General features: G+C 73.1%; 19 protein-coding genes. 7 read left to right on the plus strand and 12 right to left on the minus strand.

The genetic code is table 11. The features are described from left to right. The 3 genes from AB0K37_RS20605 to AB0K37_RS20615 form a co-directional block, all read left to right on the plus strand. Nucleotides 1–897, plus strand: an 897-nt coding sequence (locus AB0K37_RS20605; protein WP_363983351.1) for a CNNM domain-containing protein, incomplete at its 5' end; no start/stop codon positions are given. Nucleotides 898–955: 58 nt separating this feature from the next. Continuing rightward, on the plus strand, nt 956–1189 hold the full coding sequence (locus AB0K37_RS20610; RefSeq protein WP_179278852.1) for a helix-turn-helix domain-containing protein: 234 nt from the start codon (nt 956–958) through the stop codon (nt 1187–1189). 3 nt (nt 1190–1192) lie between these two features. Continuing rightward, nucleotides 1193–1750 (plus strand): Clp protease N-terminal domain-containing protein, encoded by a 558-nt coding sequence (locus tag AB0K37_RS20615; RefSeq protein WP_363983355.1) that lies wholly within the window; start codon nt 1193–1195, stop codon nt 1748–1750. 8 nt (nt 1751–1758) lie between these two features. Here the strand turns inward: AB0K37_RS20615 and AB0K37_RS20620 are convergent, their stop codons facing one another. The 4 genes from AB0K37_RS20620 to AB0K37_RS20635 all read right to left on the minus strand — a co-directional run bounded on the left by AB0K37_RS20620 (nt 1759) and on the right by AB0K37_RS20635 (nt 6418). Then, a complete protein-coding gene (locus AB0K37_RS20620) occupies nt 1759–2253 on the minus strand; it encodes a hypothetical protein (protein WP_363983359.1) in 495 nt (164 codons plus the stop codon). Nucleotides 2254–2448: 195 nt separating this feature from the next. Further along, nucleotides 2449–3252 (minus strand): carbon-nitrogen hydrolase family protein, encoded by an 804-nt coding sequence (locus AB0K37_RS20625; protein WP_363983362.1) that lies wholly within the window; start codon nt 3250–3252, stop codon nt 2449–2451. Between the two features lie 8 nt (nt 3253–3260). Beyond that, the gene (locus AB0K37_RS20630) at nt 3261–5768 is read right to left on the minus strand and encodes a DUF3516 domain-containing protein (protein ID WP_363983365.1); all 2508 of its coding nucleotides are present in this window, start codon (nt 5766–5768) and stop codon (nt 3261–3263) included. 53 nt (nt 5769–5821) lie between these two features. Further along, the gene (locus AB0K37_RS20635) at nt 5822–6418 is read right to left on the minus strand and encodes an HD domain-containing protein (protein ID WP_363983368.1); all 597 of its coding nucleotides are present in this window, start codon (nt 6416–6418) and stop codon (nt 5822–5824) included. Between the two features lie 100 nt (nt 6419–6518). On the opposite strand from AB0K37_RS20635, the gene AB0K37_RS20640 reads away from it, so the two are divergent. Together AB0K37_RS20640 and AB0K37_RS20645 are read left to right on the plus strand one after the other, a co-directional pair. After that, nucleotides 6519–6704 carry a hypothetical protein gene (locus AB0K37_RS20640; protein WP_363983371.1) on the plus strand — a complete coding sequence of 62 codons (186 nt, stop codon included), beginning with the start codon at nt 6519–6521 and terminating at the stop codon, nt 6702–6704. Further along, entirely contained in the window at nt 6701–7495 is a 795-nt protein-coding gene (locus tag AB0K37_RS20645) for an SDR family oxidoreductase (RefSeq protein ID WP_363983374.1), read from the plus strand. The genes AB0K37_RS20640 and AB0K37_RS20645 overlap by 4 nt, the downstream gene beginning before the upstream one ends. A gap of 3 nt (nt 7496–7498) precedes the next feature. Here the strand turns inward: AB0K37_RS20645 and gndA are convergent, their stop codons facing one another. After that, nucleotides 7499–8923: an NADP-dependent phosphogluconate dehydrogenase gene (gene gndA, locus AB0K37_RS20650; RefSeq protein WP_363983377.1), complete on the minus strand. Its 1425-nt coding sequence runs from the start codon at nt 8921–8923 to the stop codon at nt 7499–7501. A 156-nt stretch (nt 8924–9079) separates the two neighbouring features. Between gndA and AB0K37_RS20655 the strand changes: the two genes are divergently transcribed. Both AB0K37_RS20655 and AB0K37_RS20660 read left to right on the plus strand, forming a co-directional pair. Further along, a complete protein-coding gene (locus AB0K37_RS20655; protein ID WP_363983380.1) occupies nt 9080–9829 on the plus strand; it encodes a beta-phosphoglucomutase family hydrolase in 750 nt (249 codons plus the stop codon). Continuing rightward, on the plus strand, nt 9826–12225 hold the full coding sequence (locus AB0K37_RS20660; protein ID WP_363983383.1) for a glycosyl hydrolase family 65 protein: 2400 nt from the start codon (nt 9826–9828) through the stop codon (nt 12223–12225). The genes AB0K37_RS20655 and AB0K37_RS20660 overlap by 4 nt, the downstream gene beginning before the upstream one ends. Here AB0K37_RS20660 and soxR read toward each other — a convergent pair. The 7 genes from soxR to AB0K37_RS20695 form a co-directional block, all read right to left on the minus strand. Further along, nucleotides 12222–12776 (minus strand): redox-sensitive transcriptional activator SoxR, encoded by a 555-nt coding sequence (gene soxR, locus AB0K37_RS20665; RefSeq protein WP_363983386.1) that lies wholly within the window; start codon nt 12774–12776, stop codon nt 12222–12224. The genes AB0K37_RS20660 and soxR overlap by 4 nt on opposite strands. A 62-nt stretch (nt 12777–12838) precedes the next feature. Continuing rightward, on the minus strand, nt 12839–13432 hold the full coding sequence (locus AB0K37_RS20670; RefSeq protein ID WP_363983389.1) for an HdeD family acid-resistance protein: 594 nt from the start codon (nt 13430–13432) through the stop codon (nt 12839–12841). Between the two features lie 138 nt (nt 13433–13570). Continuing rightward, nucleotides 13571–15388 carry a phosphoenolpyruvate carboxykinase (GTP) gene (locus AB0K37_RS20675; protein WP_363983392.1) on the minus strand — a complete coding sequence of 606 codons (1818 nt, stop codon included), beginning with the start codon at nt 15386–15388 and terminating at the stop codon, nt 13571–13573. A gap of 178 nt (nt 15389–15566) precedes the next feature. Further along, a complete protein-coding gene (locus tag AB0K37_RS20680; RefSeq protein ID WP_363983395.1) occupies nt 15567–16619 on the minus strand; it encodes an ABC transporter ATP-binding protein in 1053 nt (350 codons plus the stop codon). Next, nucleotides 16616–17440 (minus strand): molybdate ABC transporter permease subunit, encoded by an 825-nt coding sequence (modB, locus tag AB0K37_RS20685; protein WP_363983398.1) that lies wholly within the window; start codon nt 17438–17440, stop codon nt 16616–16618. The genes AB0K37_RS20680 and modB overlap by 4 nt, the downstream gene beginning before the upstream one ends. After that, complete coding sequence (gene modA / locus AB0K37_RS20690; protein WP_363983401.1) at nt 17437–18216, minus strand: molybdate ABC transporter substrate-binding protein; 780 nt, start codon at nt 18214–18216, stop codon at nt 17437–17439. Before modA ends, modB begins: the two co-directional genes overlap by 4 nt. Before the next feature lie 9 nt (nt 18217–18225). Beyond that, nucleotides 18226–18633, minus strand: a complete 408-nt coding sequence (locus AB0K37_RS20695) for a helix-turn-helix domain-containing protein (protein ID WP_363983404.1) — start codon at nt 18631–18633, stop codon at nt 18226–18228. Nucleotides 18634–18716 lie beyond the last annotated feature (83 nt).

Consider the following 18716-nt stretch of genomic DNA (forward strand, 5'->3'; position numbering starts at 1 on the left):
GGCGGGCGGGGGGCGGGCGCGGCCGTCGCGGGGATCGACGAGCTGTCGGTGACCCTCGCGGGCGCGCAGCTCGGCATCACGATGTGCTCGCTCGGCCTCGGCCTGGTGTCCGAGCCGGTGTTCGCGGGGACCCTCACGCCGCTGTTCCACGCCGCCGGGCTGCCGGAGGGCGCGGCGCACGCCGTCGCGTTCGTCCTGGCTCTGGCGCTCGTGACGTTCCTCCACATGGTCATCGGGGAGATGGCGCCGAAGTCGTGGGCGATCGCCGACCCGGAGCGCTCGGCGAGCGTGCTCGGCCTGCCCTTCCGCGCGTTCGCCACCATGGTGCGCCCGGTGCTGGCGGCGCTGAACGGCGCGACGAACCTCCTTCTGCGGCTGGTGGGCGTCCGCCCCGCCGACTCGCGGGAGGTGTCGCGCACCCCCGAGCAGCTGCGCAGCATCGCCCAGGAGTCGCGGAGGCTGGGGCTGATCGGCCAGACCGAGCTGACGCTGCTCACCGCCGCCCTGGACGCTCCGCGCGCCCCGCTGGCCGGCCTCGTGGTGCCGGTCTCCGACATCGTGTCGGTCCCCCCGTCCGCGACGCCGCAGGAGGTCATCGACGCATCCGCCCGTACGGGCCACATCCGGCTCATGCTGCGGGGCGGCGGGCGGCCGGGGCAGGCCCGCATGGTGCACGTCCGGGACGCCTTCGTGGCCCGCGCGCGGGGCCGCGCCACCCCCGCCGGGGACCTGGCGCACCCCGTTCCGGCGATGCCGGTCGGCACACCCGTGGGCGAGGCGGTCGCCGTCCTCAAGGCGGGGCACAGCCACCTCGGTCTCGCCGTCGCGCCGGACGGCCGCGTCGCCGGCCTGGTCAGCCTGGACGACCTGCTCACCACGCTGCTGGCCGTGCGCTGACTCCCGAAAGCGTCAACATTGGTTGACATGCCCTCGATGTCAACCTACATTGACAGCCATGAGCGACGGAGTGACGCTCGCCCAGGAGGCGAGCAGCCGGGACCCCGCGGTGGGACTGCGGGCCGTGCGCGCGCTGCGCGAGCTGGCCGAGAGGCTGGAGGCGCTGCAGGTCGCCAGCGCCCGCGACCAGGGCTGGTCCTGGCAGGAGATCGCGGTCTGCCTCGGCGTGAGCCGGCAGGCCGTCCACAAGAAGCACGGCTCCGGCCGCCGCCTACTCAAGAAGGAGCAGTAGAGGATGTTCGAGCGTTTCACCGCGGACGCGCGGCAGACGGTCACCGGGGCCCAGGCCGAGGCGCGGGCGCTGCGCGACAGCCGCATCGGCACCGAGCACGTCCTGCTCGCCCTGGCGGGAGCCGAGAACGCCGTCGGACGCGTGCTGCGCGAGCACGGGCTCAGTCCGGACGACCTGCGGGCCCGGATCGTCCGCCTCAACCGCGCGGGCGGCGACGACCTCGACCCCGACGCCCTGCGCAGCATCGGAATCGACCTGGACGCCGTCCGCGAGGCCACCGAGCAGAGCTTCGGCGAGGGCGCCCTCGACGCGCCGGCCGGGAAGAGCGGCCGGTTCCGCCGGGGCCACATCCCCTTCACGCCGCAGGCCAAGAAGGCGCTGGAGCTGAGCCTGCGGCACGCCCTCCGGCTCGGCCAGAAGGAGATCCGCAGCGGTCACGTCCTGCTCGGCGTCCTGCACGACGGCGACTTCCCGTCGGTGCGGCTCGCCGCCGAGGCCGGGGTGGACGTCGAGGAGCTGCGCGCCGAGGTGAGCCGGCTGCTGGCCTCCAAGGCGGCCTGACCGCCCGGTCAGCCGAAGGCGCCGGTCAGGGCGCCGACGCAGGCGGCACCGCGGGCGGGGTCGTAGGGGAAGCGCCGTTTGCACTCGCCCGAGACCCACGACGGGGCGTGGCGGGCCCGCGGCGGCTTTCGCGCCGCGGGCCTGTGGTGCCGCCGCACCGGGCGGTGGTGCCGGCGCGGCGAGGCGGCCGCGTGCTCGCGGCGGTGGGCCCGCTTCCTCTTCCCGGCGTGGTGGCGGGACGGGTTCGCGCGGGGCTCCGCCACGTCCCGTCCCGGCGGCGGCGTCGAGGCGGGCGAAGGCGTGGCGGACGGCGCCGGCGTGGTGACGGCGTCCGCCGGACGGGCCGGCGCGACCCGCGTCGACCCGTAGGCGATGACGAGGAACAGCCCCACGGCGAGGGCGAGCGCCGCGACGACCGCCGACAGGCGGCTCGGGCGGCGGAAGGGCGGCCGGGGCTCGCCGCGGGTGAACCCGGCGGGCGGAAGGCTGGAAGAAAGGCGCACCCCACGATGGTCACGCTGCGCACCCGTCCGGACACGGAGACGCGCCGCAACCGTTGCCAGCTCGATACCTTGGCTAGGGGCGGCGCCGCGCGCGCAGGGCGATTTTCTCGACCAACACAGACAAGGCCGACATCCACCGCCGCACCTCGCGCCGGAGGACTTCCCGGTCACGCCGGACTTCGCGGCCGGGGCCCTCTAGCCCCCGGCCGGGGTCACGGTGAAGCGGCGCAGGTCGAGGGCCGGGTTCTTCGCGCGGACGGCCTTGACGCGCTCGGGCGAGACGTCCCCGGACACGACCCCGGTCCCCTCCCCCAGCGCGGCCACGACGACGCCCATCGGGTCGACGACCATGCTGTTGCCCGCGCCGGTCGGGGCGCACTGGTCGGCGGCCGCCACGTAGATCGTGTTCTCGATCGCGCGCGCCCGCACCAGCGTCCGCCAGTGGTCCTCCTTGAGCGGCCCCGGCACCCATTCGGCGGGCAGCGCCAGGACGTCGGCACCCGCGTCCACGATCCGCCGCGTCACCTCGGGGAACCGGACGTCGTAGCAGGTCTGCATCCCGAACGTGACGCCGTCGACGGCGAAGGTCCGCGGCTCGCCGATCTCGCCGGGCCGCACCAGCGCCGACTCCTCGTACCCGAACGCGTCGTACAGGTGGATCTTGCGGTACTCGGCGACGACGCCCCCGCCGGGGGCGACGGCGACGAGCGTGTTGGAGATGCGGTCCGGGTCGTCCAGCCGCTCGTTCACCCCCGCGACGACGTGGACGCCGTGGCGCCGTGCCAGCTCGCCGAGCCCGGCCACGAACGGGCCGTCCAGGGGCTCGGCCGAGTCGACGAAACGCCGGTCCATCTTCGGCGCGGTGAACATGGAGAACTCGGGCAGCACCACGACCCGCGCGCCCTGCCCGGCCGCCTCGGCGGCCAGGCCGCCGATCGCCGCCAGGTTCTCGTCCTTGTCGGTTCCGGGCGCGAACTGCGCCACCGCGACCCGCACCATACGTCCTCCTACATCCTGTCGACGCCGGTCACCCGGACGACGGCCTCGCCCTCCTGGTCGGAGCCCGCGAGGTCGACCTCGGCGCTGACGCCCCAGTCGTGGTGCCCCTCCGGGTCGTCGAAGACCTGCCGGACGCGCCACAGCGCGTCCTCCGGGACCTCCTCGATCTGCAGCAGCTTCGGCCCCCGCGCGTCGGCCCCGGTGAGCAGCTCGTCGTGCTCCTCGAAGTAGCGGTCCATGGCCTGCGCCCAGGCGTCGGCGCCGAAGTCGGGGTCCAGCGCGCCGAGCTCGCCGTAGCGCTCCAGCGCCGCCAGCTCCACCCGGCGGAACATCGCGTTGCGCACCAGCACCCGGAACGCCCGCGCGTTCGCGGTGACCTTGGTGACGCGCTCCTCGATCGGCTCGTCCAGGTCCTCGGCGGCGGGGTTGGCGAGCTGCTCCCACTCGTCCAGCAGGCTGGAGTCAACCTGCCGGACCAGCTCGCCCAGCCACTCGATCAGGTCGATCAGGTCGTCGGTCTTGATCGACTCAGGGACGGTCTGCTGCAGCGCCTTGTAGGCCCCCGACAGGTACCGCAGGACGAGCCCCTCGCCCCGCGCCAGCTCGTAGTGGCCGATGTACTCGGTGAACGTCATCGCCCGCTCGTACATGTCGCGCACGACCGACTTCGGGCGCAGCGGGTGGTCGCCGACCCAGGGGTGCCCGGCCCGGTACACCTCGTAGGCGGCGCCGAGCACGTCCTCCAGCGGCTTCGGGTGGTCGACGTCCTGGAGCAGCTCCATCCGCTCCTCGTACTCGATGCCCTCGGCCTTCATCTCCTGGACGGCCTCGCCCCGCGCCTTGTTGACCTGCGCGGCCAGGATCTGCCGCGGGTCCTCCAGCGTCGCCTCGATCACCGACAGCACGTCCAGCGCGTACGACGGCGACGCCGGGTCGAGGATCTCGAAGGCCGCGAGCGCGAACGTCGACAGCGCCTGGTTGAGCGCGAAGTCCTCCTGGAGGTCGACGGTGATGCGCGCGTACCGGCCGGCGTCGTCCGGCTCCGGCAGCACCTCGACGACGCCGCCCGCGAGCAGCGAACGGTAGATCGCGATGGCGCGGGAGATGTGCCTGCGCCGCGCCGCGGGCTCCTCGTGGTTGTCGGTCAGCAGCCGCTTCATGGCCTGGAACGCGTTGCCCGGCCGCGCGATCACCGACAGCAGCATCGCGTGGCTGACCTGGAACCGGGACCGGAGCATCTCCGGCTCGGCCTCCTGCAGCTTGTTGAAGACGTCCTCGTCCCAGCCGACGAACCCCTCCGGCGGCTTCTTGCGCTGGACCTTCCGCCGCTTCTTCGGGTCGTCGCCGGCCTTGGCCAGCGCCTTCTCGTTCTCCACCACGTGCTCGGGCGCCTGCGCGACGACGAACCCGACCGTGTCGAACCCGGCCCGTCCCGCCCGTCCGGCGATCTGGTGGAACTCCCGCGCCCTGAGCCGCCGCACCCGGTGCCCGTCGTACTTGCTGAGCGCGGTGAACACGACGGTCCTGATGGGGACGTTCACCCCCACCCCCAGGGTGTCGGTCCCGCAGATGACCTTCAGCAGGCCCGCCTGCGCGAGGCGCTCCACCAGCCGCCGGTACTTGGGCAGCATCCCGGCGTGGTGGACCCCGATGCCGTGCCGGACGAACCGCGACAGGTTGCGCCCGAACTTCGTGGTGAACCGGAAGTTGCCGATCAGCTCGGCGATCCGCGCCTTCTCCGCCTTGGTGCACACGTTGATGCTCATCAGCGCCTGCGCCCGCTCGATCGCCGCCGCCTGCGTGAAGTGCACCAGGTAGATCGGCGCCTTCTGCTCGGCGAGCAGCTCCTCGATCGTCTCGTGCAGCGGCGTCACCCGGTAGTCGTAGATGAGGGGCACGGGCCGCTCCGCCGACGTCACCAGGGCCGTCGGACGTCCCGTCCGCCGCGTCAGGTCCTTCTGGAAGAACGAGACGTCCCCGAGGGTGGCCGACATGAGGAGGAACTGGGTCTGCGGCAGTTCCAGCAGCGGTATCTGCCACGCCCAGCCCCGCTCGGGCTCGGCGTAGAAGTGGAACTCGTCCATCACGACCACGCCGATGTCGGCGTCCGCGCCGTCCCTGAGCGCGATGTTCGCCAGCACCTCGGCCGTGCAGCAGATGATCGGCGCGTCCGCGTTCACGCTGGCGTCGCCGGTCATCATCCCGACGTTGTCGCGCCCGAACATCTCGCACAGGTCGAAGAACTTCTCCGACACCAGCGCCTTGATCGGCGCGGTGTAGAACCCGACCTGGTCCCGGCCGAGCCCGGCGAACAGCGCCCCCGCCGCCACCAGGCTCTTGCCCGACCCGGTCGGCGTGGAGAGGATCACGTTCGCGCCGGACACCACCTCGATGAGCGCCTCCTCCTGGGCGGGGTACAGCGTGATCCCGCGCCCCGACACCCACCGTTCGAACGCCTCGAACAGCGAGTCGGCGTCGGTGTCGTTTCCGGAGGGAAGCTCATCGATAAGGCTCACCCCTCCATCCTGCCCCCGATCACCCACTGCCCGCGCCGGACGCGGCCCCCGTCCTAGACCAGCCCGTGGCCGTACTTCGCCATGAGGGGTTCGAGATCGGGCTCCCCGAAGGACTCCCGCATCGCCTCGAACACGGAGACCTTCTCCTCCCCGAACCGCCGGACGCGGACGGCGTAGGCGGCGGCGGACACGAAGGTCGGCGGATCGGTCTTGCTGTGGAACTTGTCGGCGTACATGACGAGCCGCTCCTCGCCGGTCACGGCCACGTAGTCGCCGGCGGGCACCGGAAGCCGCTGCCGCGCGATGTCCTCCCTGGTCAGCCCCACCCCGGTGTGGCACGAGCAGAACCGGCAGATCTCCTCTGGGAACCCCTCCTCCCGGAGGATCTCGTGACCGAGCACCCCGTGCCGGACGTAGCCGCTGTAGTCGATCGTCCCGGACGGGCCGAACAGCCGGTAGACGCCGAGGTCGTGCAGCAGGCACCCGGCCCGCACGAGGTCCGCGTCGACCGCGAGACCCGCCCCGTCCATGATCCGCTCGGCGATCTCGCTCACGATGACGCAGTGCGTCCACACGGCCTCGAACGCCGCTTCCCCTGGCGCGTACCGCTCGTGCAGCGCCCGGATCTCGTCGACCCCCGGTATCTCCACCCCATGACCTTAAGGCCGGAGCGCCCGCGCGGTGATTAGGGACGGACCGAGCGGCAACAAAGGGCTGAACGAATCGAGGAACGCGAGAGGAGCCGAGCGGATGGACAAGAAGGAGCCGGAGGACCGGGGCCCGGGTGCCAGTTCCGGACTGGAGGACCAGCCGCACGAGCGGGTCGTCCCGGGCAGCGAGAGCGCCGACGAGGGATACGAGGGGGACGCCGAGAGCGGGACCCGCGGCGGCGACCCGATCGCCGGGGTGGAGCTGGACCCGGACGAGGAGCCGTGAGCTACGACCGCGTCGCCGTCGTCACGGGTGCCGACTCGGGCATCGGGAAGGCGACCGCGGTCGCGCTGGCCCGCAGGGGGTTCGATGTCGGCATCACCTACCGGTCCGACCGGGAAGGGGCCGAGGGGACGGCGCGGGAGGTCGAGGGCGAGGGGCGGCGGGCGGCCGTCCGGCGGCACGACCTGACCGACCCGGTGCGGGCGGCCGGGGCCGTCGACGAGCTGGCCGACGAGCTCGGCGGGCTCGGGGTGCTGGTCAACAACGCCGGGACGGGCAGTATGCGGCACCTGCTCGACATGGGCTTCGAGGAGTGGCGCGAGGTCGTCTCGGTCGACCTGGACGGGGCGTTCCTGTGCTCGCAGCGGGCCGCCCGGCGGATGGCGGGCCGGGGCGAGGGCGGCCGCATCGTCAACGTGACCAGCGTCCACGAGGAGTACCCGCGGGTCGGGGCCGGGCCGTACTGCGCCGCCAAGGGCGGGCTGAAGATGCTCGCCCGGGTGCTGGCCCTGGAGCTGTCCGAGCACGGGATCACCGTCAACACGGTGGCGCCCGGAGAGATCGCGACGCCGATGACCGGGCAGCACGACCGGCCGCCCGAGCCGGAGAGCCGGGCGGGATACCCGCTGGCGCGGCCCGGGCACGCCGGGGAGGTCGCGGAGGCGATCGCCTTCCTGGCGAGCCCGGAGGCCTCCTACGTGACGGGCGCGTCGCTGTTCGTGGACGGCGGCCTCGGGCTCATGGGGCCGCAGGCCGCGGGGGCTCTGAAGTCCCCGGAGTGGCGGAAGGGCTGACCGTCAGGCGCCCACCTCGGTGCGGTCGCCGCCCCAGAGGGTGTGGAAGGAGCCGTCGCGGTCCGTGCGGCGGTAGGTGTGGGCGCCGAAGAAGTCGCGCTGCCCCTGGGTGAGCGCGGCCGGCAGGCGGTCGGCGCGCAGCGAGTCGTAGTAGGCCAGGGCGGTGGAGAAGCCGGGCGCGGGGACGCCGATGTGCGCGGCGGCGGCGACCACCTCGCGCCAGGCGCCCTGGGCGTCGCCCACGGCCTCGGCGAAGTGGTCGTCGGTCAGCAGCGTCGGCGTCTCCGGGTCGGCCTCGTAGGCGGCGCGGATGCGGTCCAGGAACCGGGCCCGGATGATGCAGCCGCCGCGCCAGATGGTGGCCATCGCGCCGAGGTCGATGTTCCATCCGTACTCGGCGCTGCCCGCCTGGATCTCGTGGAACCCCTGCGCGTACGCCACGATCTTGGAGGCGTACAGGGCCTTCTCCACGGCGTCGGCGAAGCCGGAGCCCGCCATGACCGTGCGGGACGGCCCGGGCAGGCCGCGGGCGGCCTCGCGCAGCGCGGCGTGGCCGGAGACGGACCGGGCGAACACGGCCTCGGCGATGCCGCCGACGGGGACGCCGAGGTCGAGGGCGGTCTGCACGGTCCAGCGGCCGGTGCCCTTCTGCTCGGCCTGGTCCAGCACGACGTCCACGAACGGCTTGCCGGTCGACGCGTCGGTGTGCGCGAGGACCTCGGCCGTGATCTCGATCAGGTAGGACTCCAGGCGGCCGGTGTTCCAGGTGCGGAACACCTCGGCGATCTCGGCGGGCGCGAGCCCGGCGGCGTGCCGCAGCAGGTCGTAGGCCTCGGCGATCAGCTGCATGTCGGCGTACTCGATACCGTTGTGCACCATCTTCACGAAGTGCCCGGCGCCGTCGGGGCCGACGTGCGTGCAGCACGGCGTCCCGTCGACCTTGGCGGAGATGTCCTCCAGCAGCGGGCCGAGCGCCTCGTAGGACTCGGCGGAGCCGCCCGGCATGATGCTCGGGCCGTGCAGCGCGCCCTCCTCGCCGCCGGAGACGCCGGTGCCGACGAAGTGGATCCCGCGCTCGCGCAGCGCGGCCTCGCGGCGGCGGGTGTCGGCGAAGTTCGCGTTGCCGCCGTCGACGATCATGTCGCCGGGCTCCAGCAGCGGGGCGAACTCGTCGATGACCGCGTCGGTCGGGCCGCCCGCCTTCACCATGACGACCAGCCGCCGGGGCCGCTCCAGCGACTCCACGAACCGCTCCGGCGTCTCCGCGGGCAGGAACGTCCCCTCGCCGCCGAACTCCTCCACCAGCGCCTTGGTCCTGGCCGACGTGCGGTTGTGCACGGCCACGGGATGCCCGTGCCGGGCGAGGTTGCGGGCCAGGTTCCGCCCCATCACCGCCAGCCCGGTGACACCGATTCGCGCCTTCTGCATTGGCTCACTCCTCCTCGTGTGCGACCCTGACCAAGGGGTTGTACGCGGCTCATGATCCCCCCGTTCGAGCGCCCGGGCCCGCATGCCCGCGCCCGGCGCGGGAAAGGGCCGCGCGTTAAGGATCACTATCGATACTGCCATCTACCTGGGGGTGCGATGCTGGGACTGCCGGACGAGGCGGCCGCGTGTCTTTTCGATCTCGACGGGGTGCTGACCCGGACCGCGGCCGTTCACGCGGCGGCGTGGAAGGAGATGTTCGACGGCTACCTGCGCGAGCGGGCGGAGCGGACCGGTGAGGCGTTCACCGAGTTCGACCCCGTGCGCGACTACGGCCGGTACGTCGACGGCAAGAGGCGCGAGGACGGGACGCGCTCGTTCCTGGAGTCGCGTGGCATCTCCCTTCCCGAAGGCGATCCGGACGACCCGCCCGAGAAGGAGACCGTCAGGGGCCTCGGGAACCGCAAGAACGCCCTGGTCCTGAAGCTCATCGAGGAGAAGGGCGTCGAGACGTTCGACGGGTCGATCGACTACGTCCGCAAGGCGCGGGAGGCGGGGCTGAAGACGGCCGTGGTCTCCTCCAGCGCCAACACCGTCCAGGTCCTGCGGACGGCCGGCATCACCGACCTGTTCGACGCGCGCGTCGACGGCGTCGTCGCGGCGGAGCGGAACCTGCCCGGCAAGCCCGCCCCCGACACGTTCCTCGCGGGCGCCGAGGAGCTGGGCGTCCCGGCCCGCGAGGCGGTGGTCTTCGAGGACGCCCTCGCCGGCGTCCAGGCGGGCCGGGCCGGAGCGTTCGCCTACGTGGTCGGCGTCAACCGGGTCGGCGACGAGCACGCGAAGGCGCTCGCCGAGCACGGCGCCGACGTGGTGGTCGACGACCTGTCCGAGCTGCTGGAGGCGCCGTGAGCACGCACGAAGGCCAGGCCGGGGCCGACCGGCCGGTGTTCTCGGTGGAGCCGTGGTGCGTGCGGGAGCCGGAGCTGCGGCTGGACCGGCTGGCCCAGACCGAGTCGGTGTTCGCCCTCTCCAACGGGCATGTCGGACTGCGCGGCAACCTCGACGAGGGCGAGCCCCACGGGCTCCCCGGCACCTACCTGAACTCCTTCTACGAGCAGCGCCCCCTGCCGCACGCCGAGACCGCCTACGGCTACCCCGAGATGGGCCAGACGGTCATCAACGTCACCAACGGCAAGGTGATCCGGCTGCTCGTCGACGACGAGCCGCTCGACGTGCGCTACGGCCGGCTGCACCACCACGAGCGGATCCTCGACATGCGCGCGGGGACGCTGACCCGGCACGTGGAGTGGACCTCCCCGGCCGACCGGACGATCAAGGTGACCTCGGTCCGGATGGTGTCGCTGACCCAGCGCGCCGTCGCGGCGATCTGCTACGAGGTCGAGCCGGTCGACGAGGCGGTCCGGGTCGTCGCCCAGTCGGAGCTGGTGGCCAACGAGGCCCTGCCCGGCGGCGGCAAGGACCCGCGCGAGTCGGCGATCCTGAGCAGCCCGCTCGTCGGCGAGGAGCACGTCGCCAACGGCACCAAGGTGCTGCTGCTGCACCGGACGCGGCAGAGCGGCCTGCGGATGGCCGCCGGGATGTCGCACGACATCGAGGGCCCGGAGTCGATGGCGATCGACACCGAGAGCTCCAAGGACGTGGGGCGCCTGACGGTCGCGACGCGGCTGGAGCCGGGGCAGCGGCTGCGCATCGTCAAGTACATCTCCTACGGCTGGTCGAGCCGGCGGTCGCGTCCCGCGCTGCACGACCAGGTGGTCGGGGCGCTCGCGGGCGCGCGGCAGACCGGCTGGCAGGGCCTGCTGGACGAGCAGCGCGAGTACCTCGACGAGTTCTGGGAGGGCGCCGACGTCGAGGTCGACGGGGACGCCGAGATCCAGCAGGCGGTCAGGTTCGGGCTGTTCCACGTCCTGCAGGCGGGCGCCCGCGCGGAGCGCCGCATGATCCCGGCCAAGGGGCTGACCGGGCCGGGCTACGACGGGCACACGTTCTGGGACACCGAGACGTTCGTGCTGCCGGTCCTCACCTACACCTCCCCCGGCGCCGCGGCGGACGCCCTCGGCTGGCGGCACATGACGCTGCCGCTGGCCCGGGACCGTGCCAACCAGCTCGGCCTGGAGGGTGCGACGTTCCCGTGGCGGACGATCCGCGGGCACGAGTGCTCGGGCTACTGGCCCGCCGGCACCGCGGCGTTCCACATCAACGCCGACATCTCCGACGCCGTCGTCCGGTACGTGGACGCCACGCAGGACGAGCAGTTCGAGCGGGAGATCGGCCTGGACATCCTGGTCCACACGGCCCGGCTGTGGCGGAGCCTCGGCCACCACGACGTGGGCGGGGTGTTCCGCATCGACGGGGTCACCGGCCCCGACGAGTACAGCGCGGTGGTCGACAACAACGTCTACACCAACCTGATGGCGCGCCGGAACCTCCAGGAGGCCGCCGAGACGGCGATGCGCCACCCGGACGTGGCCGACCGGCTCGGCGTGAACGCCGAGGAGGCGGCGTCGTGGCGGGACGCGGCGGCGGCGATGCTCATCCCCTACGACGAGCGGCTCGGCGTCCATCCGCAGAGCGAGAGCTTCACCAACCACGCCCGCTGGGACTTCTCGGCCACCAAACCCGACCACTACCCGCTGCTGCTGAACTACCCCTACTTCGACCTCTACCGCAAGCAGGTGGTCAAGCAGGCCGACCTGGTGCTCGCCCTGCACCTGTGCGGCGACGCGTTCACCGACGAGCAGAAGGAGCGCGACTTCGCCTACTACGAGGGCCTGACCGTCCGCGACTCCTCGCTGTCGGCGCAGACGCAGGCGGTCGTCGCCGCCGAGGTCGGCCAGCTGGAGCTGGCGCACGACTACCTCGGCGAGACCGCGCTGATGGACCTGCACGACCTGAACCACAACACCCGCGACGGGCTGCACATCGCCTCGATGGCGGGCGCGTGGAGCGGCCTGGTCGCCGGGTTCGGCGGGATGCGGGCGGGCAGGGGCACGCTGCGGTTCGCGCCGCGGCTGCCCGGCGGGATCAGCCGGCTGGCGTTCCGGATGCGGTACCGGGGCAACCGGATCAAGGTCAGCGTGACGGGTGAGGCGGCCCGCTACGAGCTGCTGGACGGCCGGGGCCTCACGCTGTGGCACCACGGCGAGCGGTTCACGCTCGCCGACGAGCCCGTCGAGCTGCCGATCGAGCAGATCCCGGTGCGCCCGCCGGTGACGCAGCCGACGGGGCGGGAGCCGGCCCCGCGGCGCATCGACCCGCACGGGCGCGATCCCCGCCGCCGCTAGGCGGGGTCGCTCCCCGGGGCGCAGACGCTCGCGCAGCCGTCCGCCCCGGAGGCCCGCGTCCCGTCCGCCGGGCGGGGCGCGGGCTCTCCGGCGCCTGCCGGCACGAGCAGGCGGCGCGGTCCCGGCCCCTCGTCGCCGAGCCGGTCGTAGGGGTTGGCGAGGGCGCACCTGCTGATCGACAGGCAGCCGCAGCCGATGCAGTCGGTGAGGTCGTCGCGCAGCCGTTCGAGCTGCCGGATGCGCGCGTCGAGGTCGCCGCGCCATCTCTCCGAGAGGCGCGCCCAGTCCGCCACCGTGGGGGTGCGCTCCTCGGGGAGGGTGGCGAGCGCGTCGCGGATCTCGCCGAGCGGGATCCCGACGCGCTGCGAGACCTTGATGAACGAGACCCGGCGGAGCGTGTCGCGGCTGAACCGCCGCTGGTTGCCCGCCGTGCGGCGGCTCTTGATCAGTCCCTTGGACTCGTAGAAGTGCAGCGCCGAGACGGCCACGCCGCTCCGCTCGGCGAGCTGCCCGACGGTGAGTTCGTGCACCCGGTGCTCCAGCCGCGTCATGCACCGGATCCTACGCGTCCCTCAACCGTGCTTGAGGTTGGCCGGGGCGGCCGGAGGCCAGGTCAGTAATGGGGGCCCGGCCGGTACTGGGCGGCCGGGCTCGGCCCGCCCGGGCGCTCGGCGGCCTGGCCGAGCCGGCGCAGCCGGAACGCCGCGCCGATCATGGCGGCGCCGGTCAGGATGGCCAGCAGCCCGATCAGCCAGACGATGGCGATCGCGCCGGAGACGGGCCACGCGAACAGCATGATCCCGAAGATCAGCGAGACGGCGCCGGTGAGCACGTACGCCCACTCGCCCTTGAGCTCCTTGCGCATCGCGAGCGCGACCCCGATCTCCAGCACGCCGGTGGCGACCGCCCAGGCGGCGATCAGCAGGAGCAGGACGAACGCGGTGATGCCGGGCCACACCAGCGCCGCGATGCCGAGCGCGACCCCCGCGGCCCCCGACAGGGCCAGCAGGCCGCGCGGCCCGCCGGACGTGCCGCGGATCGCCTGCGCCACCGCGAACACGCCGTCCACGAGGGCGTACGCGCCGAACAGCACCACCAGCGCGAAGACGGTGATGCCGGGCCACACCCAGGCGACGACGCCGAAGATGATCGCGAACGTGCCGCGCAGCGCGAGCACCCACCAGTGGCGGGTCATCAGATCGAACATGCCGGCCTCCCCCCGGGGACGGAACCTCCTCCAGTGTCCGTCTCCGCCCCTCGCGGGAAACGCAAAGGCCGGTCGCGGACTTCGCAAAGTTCGCGACCGGCCCACGGGCCCAGGCCGGTGGCCCGGCACCGCCGCGCGTCAGTGCTCCAGGCGGCGCACCAGGTCGTGGTACTCGTCCCACAGCGCCTTCGGCGTGTGGTCGCCGAACTTCTCGAAGAACTCCGGCACGAGGGCGGCCTCCTGCTTCCACACCTCGGTGTCGACCGACAGCAGCGTCTCCAGGTCGGCGTCGTCGATGTCGAGGCCCTCGGTGTCGAGCGCCTCCCTGGTCGGCAGGTGCCCGATCGGGGACTTGACCGCGTCGGCCTTGCCGTTGAGGCGCTCGACGATCCACTTCAGCACGCGGCTGTTCTCGCCGAAGCCCGGCCAGATGAACCTGCCGTCGGCGTTCTTGCGGAACCAGTTGACGTAGTAGATCCGCGGGAGCTTCTCCGGGTCGGTCGCCTTGCCGATCTCCAGCCAGTGGCCGAAGTAGTCGCCCATGTTGTAGCCGCAGAACGGCAGCATGGCGAACGGGTCGCGGCGCAGCTCGCCGACGGTGCCCTCGGCGGCGGCGGTCTTCTCGGACGCGACGTTGGCGCCGAGGAACACGCCCTGCTGCCAGTCGAACGACTCGGTGACCAGCGGGACGGCGGAGGCGCGGCGGCCGCCGAACAGGATCGCCGAGATCGGGACGCCCTTCGGGTCCTCCCACTCGTCGGCGATGATCGGGCACTGCCCGGCCGGGGTGGTGAAGCGGGCGTTCGGGTGGGCGGCCGGGCTCTCGGAGTCCGGCGTCCAGTCGTTGCCCTTCCAGTCGGTCAGGTGCGCGGGCGGCTCGTCGGTGAGGCCCTCCCACCACACGTCGCCGTCGTCGGTGAGGGCGACGTTCGTGAAGATGCTGTTGCCCCACAGCGTCTTGACCGCGTTGGCGTTGGTGCTCTCGCCGGTGCCGGGCGCGACGCCGAAGAACCCCGCCTCGGGGTTGATGGCGTAGAGGCGGCCGTCGTCGCCGAAGCGCATCCAGGCGATGTCGTCGCCGATCGTCTCGACCTTCCATCCGGGGATGGTCGGCTCCAGCATGGCGAGGTTGGTCTTGCCGCACGCCGACGGGAACGCGGCGGCGACGTAGCGGGTCTCACCGGTGGGCGGCGTCAGCTTCAGCACGAGCATGTGCTCGGCCATCCAGCCCTCGTCGCGGGCCATCGTCGAGGCGATGCGCAGCGCGTAGCACTTCTTGCCGAGCAGCGCGTTGCCGCCGTACCCGGACCCGTAGGACCAGATCTCCCGGGTCTCGGGGAAGTGGGTGATGTACTTGGTGGAGTTGCACGGCCACTTGACGTCCTCCTGGCCCGGCTCCAGGGGGGCGCCGACGGAGTGGACGGCCCGGACGAACGACCCGCGCTCCTCGATGAGGCGCAGCGCGCCCTCGCCCATCCGCGTCATGATCCGCATGGACACGGCGACGTAGGCGGAGTCGGTGATCTCCACGCCCAGCTGCGAGATGTTGCCTCCGAGCGGGCCCATGCAGAACGGCACCACGTACATGGTGCGGCCCTTCATGCAGCCCTCGAAGAGGCCGCCCAGGGTCTCGCGCATCTCGGCGGGCGCGATCCAGTTGTTGGTGGGACCGGCGTCCTCCTGCTTCTCGGAGCAGATGAACGTCCTGTCCTCGACGCGGGCGACGTCGGTGGGGTCGGAGGCCGCGTGGAAGCTGTTGGGCCGTTTGGCGGGGTCGAGCCGCGTCAGGGTGCCCTGCTCGACGAGGAGGCCGGTGAGCCGTTCCCACTCCTCCTCCGAGCCGTCACACCACTCGACCCGGTCGGGCCCGGTCAGCTCGGCGATCCCGCGTACCCACTCAATCAGTTCGGTGTGGCCGGTAGGGGCCTGGTCGAGGCCGGGGACCTGGTTGGACACGGGGCGTCTCCTTCAGCTGTTCGCAGGATCTTTGCATGATGAACAAGACCCGTCGTTTTTGCCATTTGGTCTGGACCAATCACGTCCACTTTTGGGGCATGATGCCCGGTTCTGTGAGGGATATCACTGGTCGACGGCATCGACCGCCGCATCCGCCCTCCGGACGGCGCGGAGGCGTTCAAGCTGGGTAAACGTGGGTCTCGGTGGCCTTCACGGCGGCCCATACGGGGCTGCCCTCCGACAGTCCGAGCTCCGCGACGGCCGCCGGAGTGACGTCCGCTACGGCGTCGAAAGGCGGGCCGGACAGCCGCACCCGGACGCGGTCCCCGTGCCGTTCGACCGCGCCGACACGCGTGCGCCAGAGGTTGCGCGGGCTGCCGTCGGGGCGGGTCCGGTACAGCGCGACCGACGATGGCGCGAAGGCGAGAAACACCTCACCTTCGAGCGAGTCGACAGTGTCGAGGGTCGCAGCGCCGTCACCGAGGGCGACCGTGCCCCTCTCGGCCCTGCCCCGGTACAGGTTCAGCCCGACCAGGCGCGCGACGTAGTCGGTGCGGGGCCGGCGCGCGACGTCGGCGGGGGTCCCCTGCTGGACGAGCCGGCCGCCCTCGACGACGACGAGCCGGTCGGCGAGGACCATGGCGTCCAGCGGGTCGTGCGTGACGAGCACGGCGGCGCCCCCGAACCCGGCGAGGTGGCGGCGCAGCGCGGCCCTGATCTCCAGCCGGGTGTGCGCGTCGAGCGCCGCGAGCGGCTCGTCCAGCAGCAGCAGGCGCGGATCGACGGCCAGCGCGCGGGCGAGGGCCACCCGCTGCGCCTGCCCGCCCGACAGGGCCCGCGGGCGCGCGGACGCGTGCTCGGCGAGCCCCACCCGCTCCAGCCAGTCCGCGGCGATCCGCCGCGCGGCCCGGCGCCCGGCGCCCCGGCAGCGCGGCCCGAACGCGACGTTGTCCAGCGCCGTGAGGTGCGGGAACAGCAGGTAGTCCTGGAAGACCATGCCGATGCCGCGGCGGTCGGGCGGCAGCGGCCGCAGGTCCGCGCCGTCCACCCGGACGTGCCCGCCCGCCGTCGGCACGAGCCCCGCCAGGGCGCGCAGAGCGGTGCTCTTGCCCGCGCCGTTCGGGCCGAGCAGGGCCACGACCTCGCCCGCCCCCGCCGTGAGCGCGAGATCGAGGTCGAACGCGGCCCGGCGGACGACCAGCCGCGCGTCCAGCCCCCGGGGACCGCTCATCTCGCGCCGCCCACCCACCGGTCCCGGAGCGCGGCGAGGACGGCGACCGACACGGCGAGCAGGACGAGGCTGAGCACGATCGCCGCCTGCGGATCGGTCTCCAGCGCCAGGTACACCGCGAGCGGCATCGTCTGCGTCCGGCCGGGGAAGTTGCCCGCGAACGTGATCGTCGCCCCGAACTCCCCGAGCGCCCGCGCCCAGCACAGGATCGCCCCGGCCGCGACGCCCGGCGCCACCAGTGGCAGCGTGACCCGCCGGAAGACCGTCCAGCGGCCGGCGCCGAGCGTGGCGGCCGCCTCCTCGTAGCGCAGGTCGGCGGCGCGCAGCGCGCCCTCCACGCTGATCACCAGGAACGGCATCGCCACGAACGCCTCGGCGAGCACGACGCCGGCGGTGGTGAACGGGAACGTGAGGCCGAAGGCGCGGTCCAGCCACCCGCCGACAAGCCCGCGTCGTCCGAGCACGAGCAGCAGCGCCACGCCGCCGACCACCGGCGGCAGCACCAGCGGCACGGTCACCAGAGCCCGGACGAGCCGGACGCCGGGGAAGCGGACCCGGGCGAGCGTCCAGGCGAGCGGGACGCCGAGGAGCAGGCACAGGCAGGTGGCGAGGGTCGCGGTGAGCAGCGAGAGCCGGAGCGCCTCCAGGACCTGTGCCTGCAGGAGGCGCGTGCCGAGCGTCGACCACGGCGCCCGGACGAGCAGGCCGGCCAGCGGAAGCACCAGGAAGGCGAGCCCGAGCAGCGCGGGCGCGAGCAGCACCCACGGCGGCCCGCCCGGCAGCCGGTCCGCCTCCCGCGGCGCTCTCCCCGGCCGGGTCACGGACCCTCGAAGCCCGCCCGGCTCAGCACCGACCTGCCCTGCCCGCCGACCACCAGTTGTATGAACTCCTTGGCGAGCGCGCTGTGCGGCGCCCTGGCGACCTCGACGATCGGGTAGTCGTTGATCGCCTTGGCGGCCTCCGGGAACTCGATGCCCGCGACCTCGCCGCCGGCGGCCTTCACGTCGGTGCGGTAGACGAGCCCGGCGTCGGCCTCTCCCAGCCCCACCTTCGTGAGGACGGCCTTGACGTCCTTCTCCCGCGACACCGGCTCGACCCTGACCCCGGCCGCGGCCAGGGCGGTCTCGGCCGCGGCGCCGCACGGCACCTGCACCGCGCACAGGACGACCTTCAGCCCCGGCCTGCCGAGGTCGCGCACTTTCGCGACCTTGCCGGGATCGCCCTTCGGGACGGCGATGACGAGGCGGTTGCGGGTGAAGACCTGGGGGCCGCCCCGCGCGTCCCCGGCGCCGGTCACCGTCTTCATGGTGGCGGGGCTCGCGGCCGCGAACACGTCCGCCGGCGCGCCCTGCGTGATCTGCTGCGCCAGCGTCGAGCTGCCGCCGAACTGGAACCTGACCCTCACTCCCGGGTGCGCGCCCTCGAACGTCTTCCCGAGCGCGGTGAACGCCTCGGTGAGCGAGGCCGCCGCGAACACCGTCAGGGTCGCGCCGCCGCCCGGCCTCCCGGTCCCGGAGGAGCCCTCGCCGGCGACGTCGCCGCACCCGGCCAGGGCGGTGAGCGACAGCACCGCCACCGCCGCCGTTCGCTTGAACACGCTGCCTCCTCAGCCCTGGTCCGGGACTTCGACGACGACGTTCGTGGACTTGACGACGGCGTCGGCGACCACGCCCGCCTCCAGGCCGAGGTCGTCGGCCGCCTCGCGGCTCATCAGCGACACGACGCGGAACGGCCCCGCCTGGATCTCGACCTGCGCCATCACCCCGTCCCGGATGACCTCGGTGACGATCCCGCGCAGGCGGTTGCGCGCCGAGGAGAAGCGTTCGGCCTGGTCGGAGGGTCCGTTGCCGCGCGCCTGGTCGCGCACGAAGGCGGCCAGCGCGGCCCCCGGCACCCGCCGGTGCCCGTGCTCGTCCCGGGACGCCGGGAGCCGGCCGCCGTCCACCCAGCGGCGGACGGTGTCCGCGCTGACCCCGAGGAGCGCGGCGGCCTCGCTGATCCTGAACGTCGTCACCCCGCAAATCCTAGAGAGTCGCAAATGCAAGGGGAAGAGCGACAAGTAACTCGATACAGCGATACTTCCATCCTGAATCACCT

The sequence above is a fragment of the Actinomadura sp. NPDC049753 genome, assembly GCF_040674655.1.
Classification (GTDB): domain Bacteria; phylum Actinomycetota; class Actinomycetes; order Streptosporangiales; family Streptosporangiaceae; genus Spirillospora; species Spirillospora verrucosospora.

Coding starts and splice junctions, on each gene's coding strand:
- AB0K37_RS20640 (WP_363983371.1), top strand. CDS start 6,519: ATGGACAAGAAGGAGCCGGAGGACCGGGGCCCGGGTGCCAGTTCCGGA.
- AB0K37_RS20625 (WP_363983362.1), bottom strand. CDS start 3,252: ATGGTGCGGGTCGCGGTGGCGCAGTTCGCGCCCGGAACCGACAAGGAC.
- AB0K37_RS20670 (WP_363983389.1), bottom strand. CDS start 13,432: ATGTTCGATCTGATGACCCGCCACTGGTGGGTGCTCGCGCTGCGCGGC.
- AB0K37_RS20615 (WP_363983355.1), top strand. CDS start 1,193: ATGTTCGAGCGTTTCACCGCGGACGCGCGGCAGACGGTCACCGGGGCC.
- soxR (WP_363983386.1), bottom strand. CDS start 12,776: ATGACGCGGCTGGAGCACCGGGTGCACGAACTCACCGTCGGGCAGCTC.
- gndA (WP_363983377.1), bottom strand. CDS start 8,923: ATGCAGAAGGCGCGAATCGGTGTCACCGGGCTGGCGGTGATGGGGCGG.
- AB0K37_RS20610 (WP_179278852.1), top strand. CDS start 956: ATGAGCGACGGAGTGACGCTCGCCCAGGAGGCGAGCAGCCGGGACCCC.
- AB0K37_RS20680 (WP_363983395.1), bottom strand. CDS start 16,619: ATGAGCGGTCCCCGGGGGCTGGACGCGCGGCTGGTCGTCCGCCGGGCC.
- AB0K37_RS20655 (WP_363983380.1), top strand. CDS start 9,080: ATGCTGGGACTGCCGGACGAGGCGGCCGCGTGTCTTTTCGATCTCGAC.